The organism is Catenulispora subtropica (assembly GCF_039531675.1).
Classification (GTDB): domain Bacteria; phylum Actinomycetota; class Actinomycetes; order Streptomycetales; family Catenulisporaceae; genus Catenulispora; species Catenulispora subtropica.
On sequence record NZ_BAAAQM010000017.1, the window covers coordinates 160,622 to 167,541 of the forward strand.

7 protein-coding genes are annotated in these 6,920 nt (G+C 71.3%); 2 read left to right on the top strand and 5 right to left on the bottom strand.

All coding sequences use genetic code 11. From position 1 onward, the window contains the following. Positions 1 to 154: 154 nt before the first annotated feature. From ABD466_RS17080 to ABD466_RS17090, 3 genes are all read right to left on the bottom strand, one after another. Complete coding sequence (locus ABD466_RS17080) at positions 155 to 1,549, bottom strand: MFS transporter (RefSeq protein ID WP_344658058.1); 1,395 nt, start codon at positions 1,547 to 1,549, stop codon at positions 155 to 157. A 68-nt stretch (positions 1,550 to 1,617) separates the two neighbouring features. Beyond that, positions 1,618 to 1,980 carry a MarR family winged helix-turn-helix transcriptional regulator gene (locus ABD466_RS17085; RefSeq protein WP_344658047.1) on the bottom strand — a complete coding sequence of 121 codons (363 nt, stop codon included), beginning with the start codon at positions 1,978 to 1,980 and terminating at the stop codon, positions 1,618 to 1,620. Between the two features lie 164 nt (positions 1,981 to 2,144). Continuing rightward, positions 2,145 to 2,768 carry a TetR/AcrR family transcriptional regulator gene (locus tag ABD466_RS17090; RefSeq protein ID WP_344658048.1) on the bottom strand — a complete coding sequence of 208 codons (624 nt, stop codon included), beginning with the start codon at positions 2,766 to 2,768 and terminating at the stop codon, positions 2,145 to 2,147. Between the two features lie 147 nt (positions 2,769 to 2,915). Between ABD466_RS17090 and ABD466_RS17095 the strand changes: the two genes are divergently transcribed. Continuing rightward, entirely contained in the window at positions 2,916 to 3,758 is an 843-nt protein-coding gene (locus tag ABD466_RS17095; RefSeq protein WP_344658049.1) for an SDR family NAD(P)-dependent oxidoreductase, read from the top strand. 4 nt (positions 3,759 to 3,762) lie between these two features. On the opposite strand, the gene ABD466_RS17100 is transcribed toward ABD466_RS17095, so the two are convergent. Beyond that, positions 3,763 to 4,458 carry a TetR/AcrR family transcriptional regulator gene (locus ABD466_RS17100; RefSeq protein WP_344658050.1) on the bottom strand — a complete coding sequence of 232 codons (696 nt, stop codon included), beginning with the start codon at positions 4,456 to 4,458 and terminating at the stop codon, positions 3,763 to 3,765. A 134-nt stretch (positions 4,459 to 4,592) separates the two neighbouring features. Here ABD466_RS17100 and ABD466_RS17105 point away from each other — a divergent pair, with 134 nt between their 5' ends. After that, positions 4,593 to 5,669: a glycosyltransferase family 4 protein gene (locus tag ABD466_RS17105; RefSeq protein WP_344658051.1), complete on the top strand. Its 1,077-nt coding sequence runs from the start codon at positions 4,593 to 4,595 to the stop codon at positions 5,667 to 5,669. Here the strand turns inward: ABD466_RS17105 and ABD466_RS17110 are convergent. After that, the gene (locus ABD466_RS17110) at positions 5,555 to 6,730 is read right to left on the bottom strand and encodes a hypothetical protein (RefSeq protein WP_344658052.1); all 1,176 of its coding nucleotides are present in this window, start codon (positions 6,728 to 6,730) and stop codon (positions 5,555 to 5,557) included. The two genes, ABD466_RS17105 and ABD466_RS17110, sit on opposite strands and share 115 nt — an antisense overlap. Positions 6,731 to 6,920: the final 190 nt, after the last annotated feature.

Genomic DNA, 6,920 nt, shown 5'->3' on the forward strand with positions numbered 1-6,920 from the left:
TCGAAGAGCAGGCAGAGTCGAGTTCAGCTCGCGTGGCGCGGTCAGAGTCGGCAAGGGGGTGCGGAGGCGAGCGCCAAGGCCAGCCGCCACGGCTGGGGCAGACGAGGTGCGATCACACACCGCCGACCACCTGCTGTACCTCCCGGCAACCTGGTCATCGACCCGGCCGGCCCTGACTCGACGCGCCGACCAAGGCTGCCGCCGGGGTGGTCTCGTGCGAACGCCGGCGGGCGAGAGCGAGGCCGGCCGCAGTCGTGATCGCCATCGCGGCGAGGCCGACCAGCGCCGCCGTGGTGTAGGCGCCGTCGTTCGGGAGGAGATGGCCGGTGTCGGTGCCGGCGGCCAGAACCAGGCCGCCGATGGCGCTGCCCAGGGAGTATCCGACGCTGCGCACGACATAGTTGAAGCTCATGGCGCTCGACGTCTCGCTCTTGGGAGTCGCGGCCAGGATGACGCCGGGCATGGCGGCCGAGAAGCTGCCGACGCCGAAGCCCAGAACGCCCATTGCTGCGAACAGTTCAGCCAGGTTCGACCGGGCCACCGCGAAGAGCACGAATCCGCCACCGACGACGGCGGCGCTGCCGGCCAAGAGCAAGGGTGCGTCGATTCGTTCGCGGACCCGAGGCGTGAGCTTGCCGGCGACGAACCCCAGCACCGAGAACGGGACCAGGACCAGCCCCGCGACGAAGGTGGTCAGCCCGAAGCCGTAGCCGGCGCCGTGCGGCGTCTGCGCGTACCGCGTGATGAGCGTGAGCAGGAGGTACATGCCGATCCCGCCGACGAACATGGCGATGTTCGCCCCGGCGACCGCGGGGTGCCGCACCGCCCGGACATCAACCAGGGGCGTCTTACTGCGCAGCTCGAAGACAGTCCAGACGCAGAGCAAGAGCGCTGCGACGACGGCGAGGACCGCCGCGACCGTGAAGTGGTGGCTCCATAGACGTGTCTGGCTCGCGAGGAACAGGACAAGGAACAATCCACCGGCCAGGACGAGCGCGCCCGCTATGTCCACGTGAGCGGAACGGCCCTCGGGAGCCACGGGTATGGAACGCCACGCGGCCAGAAAAGCGATGGCGGTGACGAACAGACCGAGGCCGTAGGCGGCGCGCACCCCGCCGAACTCGGCGAGCAGCCCGGCGAGCGGGTAACCGACCCCGGCCCCGATGATCGAGACCACCGAGATCAGGGCGATCGTGGGCGCGCCGCGCTTCTCGGGAAGATGGTCACGGGCCACGCCCATCATCAGCGCCGTCAGACCGAGCCCGACGCCTTGGGCGGCCCTGCCGACGAGCAACCACGCGAACGGCAGCGGCAGCACGGTGAGCGCACTGCCGGCGACGACGACCGCCAGCGTGGCGAGGATCGTGGCCCGCCGGTGCGGGCCGGCTCCGAGCCGCCCGAGGAGGGGTGTCGCGACGGCCCCGCTGAGCAGCGCGATGGTCAGCGTCCACTGCGCGCTGTCGAGTGAGACGTGGAAGGTGGTCGCCACGCTGGTGATGAGCGGCGTCCCGAGGCTGCCGACCGCCGCCACGACCAGGGCGATGAACATCAGGGAGGGGACCAGCAGCCGCGCCTCCCGCGGCTCGCCCGGCTCAGCGGCCTGAAGGGAGGACCCTGTCACTTCTTCGGCCCTTCCCGGTCCTGGCTTTCGAGCTCTGCCAGATGCTGGAGCGCCGGAAGGGCCGCCGCCAGGGCCTCGACCTCGTCGTCGGCGAGGTTGTCGATCAACTGCGCGAACGCCTCGACGCCCGCTTGGCGCCGCGCCTGGACGTAGGTCGCGCCGGCCTCGGTCAGATGCACCAGCGTGACCCGCTTGTCGGACGCGTCGCCTCTCCGCTCGACCAGCCCGGATTCCTCCATCACCCGGACCAGGACGGTCATCGCGGGCTGGGTGACGCCCTCGATCGCGGCCAGATCGGTGATGCGCCGCGGGCCGGTCCTGTCCAGGGTGGCCAGGGTGGCAGCGGACGTGAGGCTCATGTCGCGGGGAAGGCGCCTCACAGCCCTGGTGGCCAGACCGTAGAGGGCTGACCCGATGGCAGCGGAAGCGCCATGAGTGGCGTCTTGACGGCTCATGGCAGAAGCATACAGCTTTTATATGAATGCTTTATGCATCTCCGGCCGGAGCGGGCCCCGCCCGCGCATCACGGCCGATCGACGAAGGCGCGGTAGAGCGCCGTACTCACATCGACCCCCGTATCGATCAAGTCCTCGATCGACCCATGGCGCTGCCCCTGTGTCCACTGCGCCATGAGCTCGTTGATGCCGCCGACGATCATCGCCGCCACCATCGACAGACGGGGCGTGACCGGTTCGCCGGAGTGGGGCAGCACCGTCGCCGCGATGAAGTCCGCGAGTTCGTTGACGACCGCGCGACGGCGCCTGTCGAGGGATTCGCTGACTCCGACCGTCTCGAACAACAGCACCCTGGCCACCCGGGGGTCGTCGGCCAGGGCGTGGATGAAGGTGCGCAGTCCGGCTCGGGCCTGGGCCTCCAGCGTCGCGGGAGCGTCGGCCACCGCGTGGAACGTCGCGTCGCGGACCGTGGTGAAGACGGTCTCGTACACCGCGCTCAGCAACTCGTGACGATGGGTGAAGGATTCGTAAAAGTGACGTTCCGTCAGGCCCGCGTGGCGGCAGAGCCGGCGGATGGAGACCGCCTGGTAGCCCAGCGTGCCGTACAGGTCGAAGGCGGCGTGGACCAGGCGTTCGCGACGGTCGACCTGGCGTTCGGAGGCGTCCAGGCCGCGGTAACGACGGGTCTCCATCTCGGTCATGGTCCGTGTCGGCCGTACAGCCTGCTCCGATTCGATAACACAGTGTATTGACTTATCGCATCGTAGAACTGACACTGCGTGTTGTCACTTGGCCTGGCCGGTCCCGCCGGGCCGGGGTCCAGCCGGGGAGAGCCCGCTATGTCAGTACACGAACGTCTCGACGGCACCGTGGTCGCGGTCACCGGCGCGGCCCGCGGCATCGGTCTGGCGACGGCTCGGCGGCTGGCGCTGGCCGGTGCGGCGGTGGCGCTGGGCGACCTGGACGCCGAGCGGGTGAAGGCGGCGGCCGAGCACGTCGGCACGCTGACCGGGTCCCGGACCGTCGGCATCCCGCTGGACGTCACCCACCGGCCGTGGTTCGCGGCGTTCCTCGACGAGGCCGAGGACGCCCTGGGCCCGCTCGACGTGCTGGTCAACAACGCCGGCGTGATGTGGGTCGGCCCGTTCGCCGAGGAGTCCGACGAAGTGGCGGCGCGGCAGTTCGACGTCAACGTGTTCGGTGTCCTTCACGGCATGAAGCTGGTCGTCCCGCGGATGCGCGAACGCGGAGGCGGCCACGTCATCACCATCGCTTCCGCCGCCGCGCGCATGTCCGCGCCAGGCGCGGCGAGCTACGCGGGAACCAAGGGCGCCGTCTACGGTTACTGCGCCGCGGTCCGGGAGGAGCTGCACCGCAGCGGCGTGCACCTGTCGCTGGTGCTCCCCAGTGTCGTCGACACTCCGCTCGCCGTGGGCACCGCCAGGGGCGTCACGCGCCGGCTGGCCCCGGAGCAGGTCGCCGAAGCCGTGTTCGACGTCGTGCTGCGGCCACGGTTCGAGGTCTGGGTTCCGGGCCGCATCGGGATGGTGTGGCGGCTCGCGGGGCTGCTCCCTGAGCGCGCCCAGGAGGCGCTGTACCGGGCGCTGGTCCCCAACCAGCTGTACGCGGACAGCTTGTCGCGGCTCGCCTACGAGTCACACGCGTTCCGCGGCGACGACTGAGCAGTCAGAGGAGAGAGACGCCGGAGCCCTCGAGCCCGGTCTGCGAACTGCGCAGTGCCCGCCGCACCTGTTCGTCGTGACGGGCCGCGGTGACCAGGACGCCGCCGAACAGATCGAGCAGATACAGGTCGGCCTTCACCGGCTTCGCCCCCGGCAGCCAGTCCCGGCACGAGACCTCGACCTGCGCGATCCAGCCGCGGATCGCGGTCCGCAACGCGGGCGGAGGCTCCGGCACGGCGAGCGCGTCCACGATGAGCCGCAGCAGCTTGTCGCGCACGCCGTCGAGGATGGCCTGGTCCTCGCCCTCGCCGGGCCCGGCGCCGTGCCGAACCAGGGCGCCGAACCCGATCGGGTTCCGTTCGACGTAGTCAAGGTAGGCGCGCAGGCCCGCCAGCAGCCAGTCCCGCGGGGCGTTCCGCGACGCCTCGACGACCACGGTGATCAGCTCGTCGGCGGCGTGCCCGAGCGCGGCGAGGAAGACCCCGTACTTGCCGCCGTAGTAGTGGTACAGCAGCGGACGCGACACGCCGGCCACCTCGGCGATCTCGTCGACCGACACGTCGCCGTACGGCCGGGTGTTGAACAGGTCCAGCGCGACCTTGATCAGCGCCTGCCGCCGGTCGTCCGGCGCCATCCGGCGGCGCGGGCGGCCGGACGCGGAGGAGGCCGCGGGCCGGCCCGGCGGCTCGGTCTCGCTCACCGCCACGACGCACCCCTCGGAGTTGTGGTCCGCCCGATCCGCAAAGGCTCGGCACAGCTTGTTGACGATCCGTCAACAAGACAGTAGCTTGCGTCTTGACCTGTTCGCCAGACCCCTCCCCGAGGACGGGCGCGATGCACATCACGTTCATCGCGGGGCGCGACCTCGCCCATCCGCGCGCCGGCGGTTCGGAGATGCTCGTCGACCAGCTCGCGGCCGGTCTCGTGGCGCGCGGCCACCGGGTGACGCTGGTGTGCGGCGGCCAGACCGGCGCACGTCCCTACGACGTGGTCCGCAACGGCGGCGACTTCAGCCAGTTCCTGAAAGCCCCGCTCACCGTCCGGCGCCGGACGGCCGGTGGCGGTGAGGGGATAGACGTCCTCGTCGAGGTCTGCAACGGACTGCCCTACCTGGCTCCGTTGTGGTGGCGCGGGCCGGTGGTCTGCCTGGTGAACCACGTACACGCGGACCTGTGGCCGGTCCGGTACCGTCCTCCGGTGTCCGTGGCGGGCCGTTATGCCGAGACTGTCGTGATGCCGCGTGTCCATCGGGGCAACCTCTTCGTGGCGGTGTCGCCGTCGACCGCGCGGGAGCTGGAGGGCATCGGCGTTGATCCGGATCTTATCAGGATCGTGCTGAACGGCGTCGATCGTCCGGCGCGCCTGGTGGCGGAGTCGGGCGACCCGCTGTTCGTCGCGTTCGGCCGGCTCGCCGACTACAAGCGGCTGGATCTGCTGCTGCGGCTGTGGGAGCGGGTGCGGCCGGTCACCGGCGGCCGGCTCGCCATCGCCGGCGACGGCCCCGAGCGGGACCGGCTGCGTGGCTTGGCCGGACCGGGCGTGGACTTCACCGGGCGGCTGTCCGAGCCCGAGAAGCACGCTCTGCTGTGCCGGGCCTGGCTGCTGCTGCATCCGGCGCAGATCGAGGGCTGGGGGCTGGTCATCACCGAGGCCGCGGTGCGGGCGACCCCGGCCGTGGGATTCGACGTGCCGGGGGTGCGGGACGCGCTCAACCACGGCCGGACCGGGCTGCTCGCGGACACGGAGGGCGGGTTCGCGTCGGCGTGGGCGACGCTGGCGTTGGACGACCGGCGGCGTCACGCGATGGGCGACGAGGCCGCTGCCCGCGCCCGCGCGCTGCGCTGGTCGGCGACCGTTTCCAGCTTCGAGTCCGTGCTCGCCGAGGCGGTGGAGCGGCGCCGTCCGGCGTGACGGCGCAGGAACGGGACGCGCAGCCGTACCGGTCGGGTCGTGCCTGCATGCCTGCCCGGTGGCCGCACCGGTTGCACTGCCAGCGGTGGCGGGGGCGGGGGCAGTGGCGGCAGTAGCGGTGGCGGCGGCAGCAGCAACGGTGCCGGGTTCGGGTGCCGCGATGCGCTCGCGTGCCGTGCCGGGTTCGAGTGTCGTGCCGGATTCGGCGACCGTGGTGAACGCGGCGCCGAGGGCGCGTCACCAGCCCGTTGCATGACAGCCAGGGAGAGCAGGGCGACGACGAAGCCCGCCAGGCGGAGGAAGAGACGCAGCGGCGTGTCCGGCAGGTGTTCGCCGAACACCGGCGTCCCCGCCGCGGTGACCGCCACGTTGCCCGCGACCACCTGTGCGGGCAGAACAGCCGCCGCGCGGCTGCGCTGCAAAGCGATCTGGGTCATGCCGAGCATCAGCACCCCGGAAACCCCGAACACGCCGAGGTAAGCGATCAGACCGACCGCCGAGCCGTGCCGGACCAGGTGAGCCGCGGTCGCCTTGGCAGCCATGCCGCCGACCGCGTTCATCAGCCCGACCGCGACGCCGTAGGGAACTCCGGAGCCGGCCCTGGCGAACACGGCCACTGACAACACCGCGAAACCGGCGACGACCACACTCCACATCACAGCGTGCTGCTGAGCCCCGGACTTGTCAGTGTGCGAGTCGAACGAAAGGGCGAGCAGCGCGAAGGCCACGGCGACCACCGCGAGGCCCCGCCGTTCGGCCGGCCGGAGCGGTTCGGCGAGGACGACCGCGGCCACGACCAGCACCAGGGCGAGTCCGACCACGAACAAGGGTTGCGCGACCGACAGCGGCAGCAAGGCGAGCCCGTACATGTACAAACCGGCGCCGAGGAGCAACAGCGCGAAACCGAGCGCCCACAAGGGACGCGTAACCAGCGTCGCGGCCATCTTCAACGGTCGGCGCAGTTCCTGCGGCGGCATCCGGTCCAGGGCCCGCTTCTCGACGATGAGCCCGGCGTTGTTCGAGATCGCGGCGCCGAGCACGGCGGTGACACCGAGGATCATCCGCACTCCCTCCTCGATCGTGTGCCCGCCGTGCCCGGCCGTCCGGAAGGCGTCGTCAAGGCTTCTCGGCGGCGCGGTGCCGCGTGGCCGGTCGCGGACCGGCGCCGAGCGCGGCCCCGAGTCCGAGCACCGCGAGCGCCTGCGCGGCCGGACCGAACGCGAAGTCGGATCGTAGCCATGTCGTTCTGTG

Coding starts and splice junctions, on each gene's coding strand:
- ABD466_RS17110 (WP_344658052.1), bottom strand. CDS start 6,730: ATGATCCTCGGTGTCACCGCCGTGCTCGGCGCCGCGATCTCGAACAAC.
- ABD466_RS17095 (WP_344658049.1), top strand. CDS start 2,916: ATGTCAGTACACGAACGTCTCGACGGCACCGTGGTCGCGGTCACCGGC.
- ABD466_RS17080 (WP_344658058.1), bottom strand. CDS start 1,549: ATGTTCATCGCCCTGGTCGTGGCGGCGGTCGGCAGCCTCGGGACGCCG.
- ABD466_RS17085 (WP_344658047.1), bottom strand. CDS start 1,980: ATGAGCCTCACGTCCGCTGCCACCCTGGCCACCCTGGACAGGACCGGC.
- ABD466_RS17105 (WP_344658051.1), top strand. CDS start 4,593: ATGCACATCACGTTCATCGCGGGGCGCGACCTCGCCCATCCGCGCGCC.
- ABD466_RS17090 (WP_344658048.1), bottom strand. CDS start 2,768: ATGGAGACCCGTCGTTACCGCGGCCTGGACGCCTCCGAACGCCAGGTC.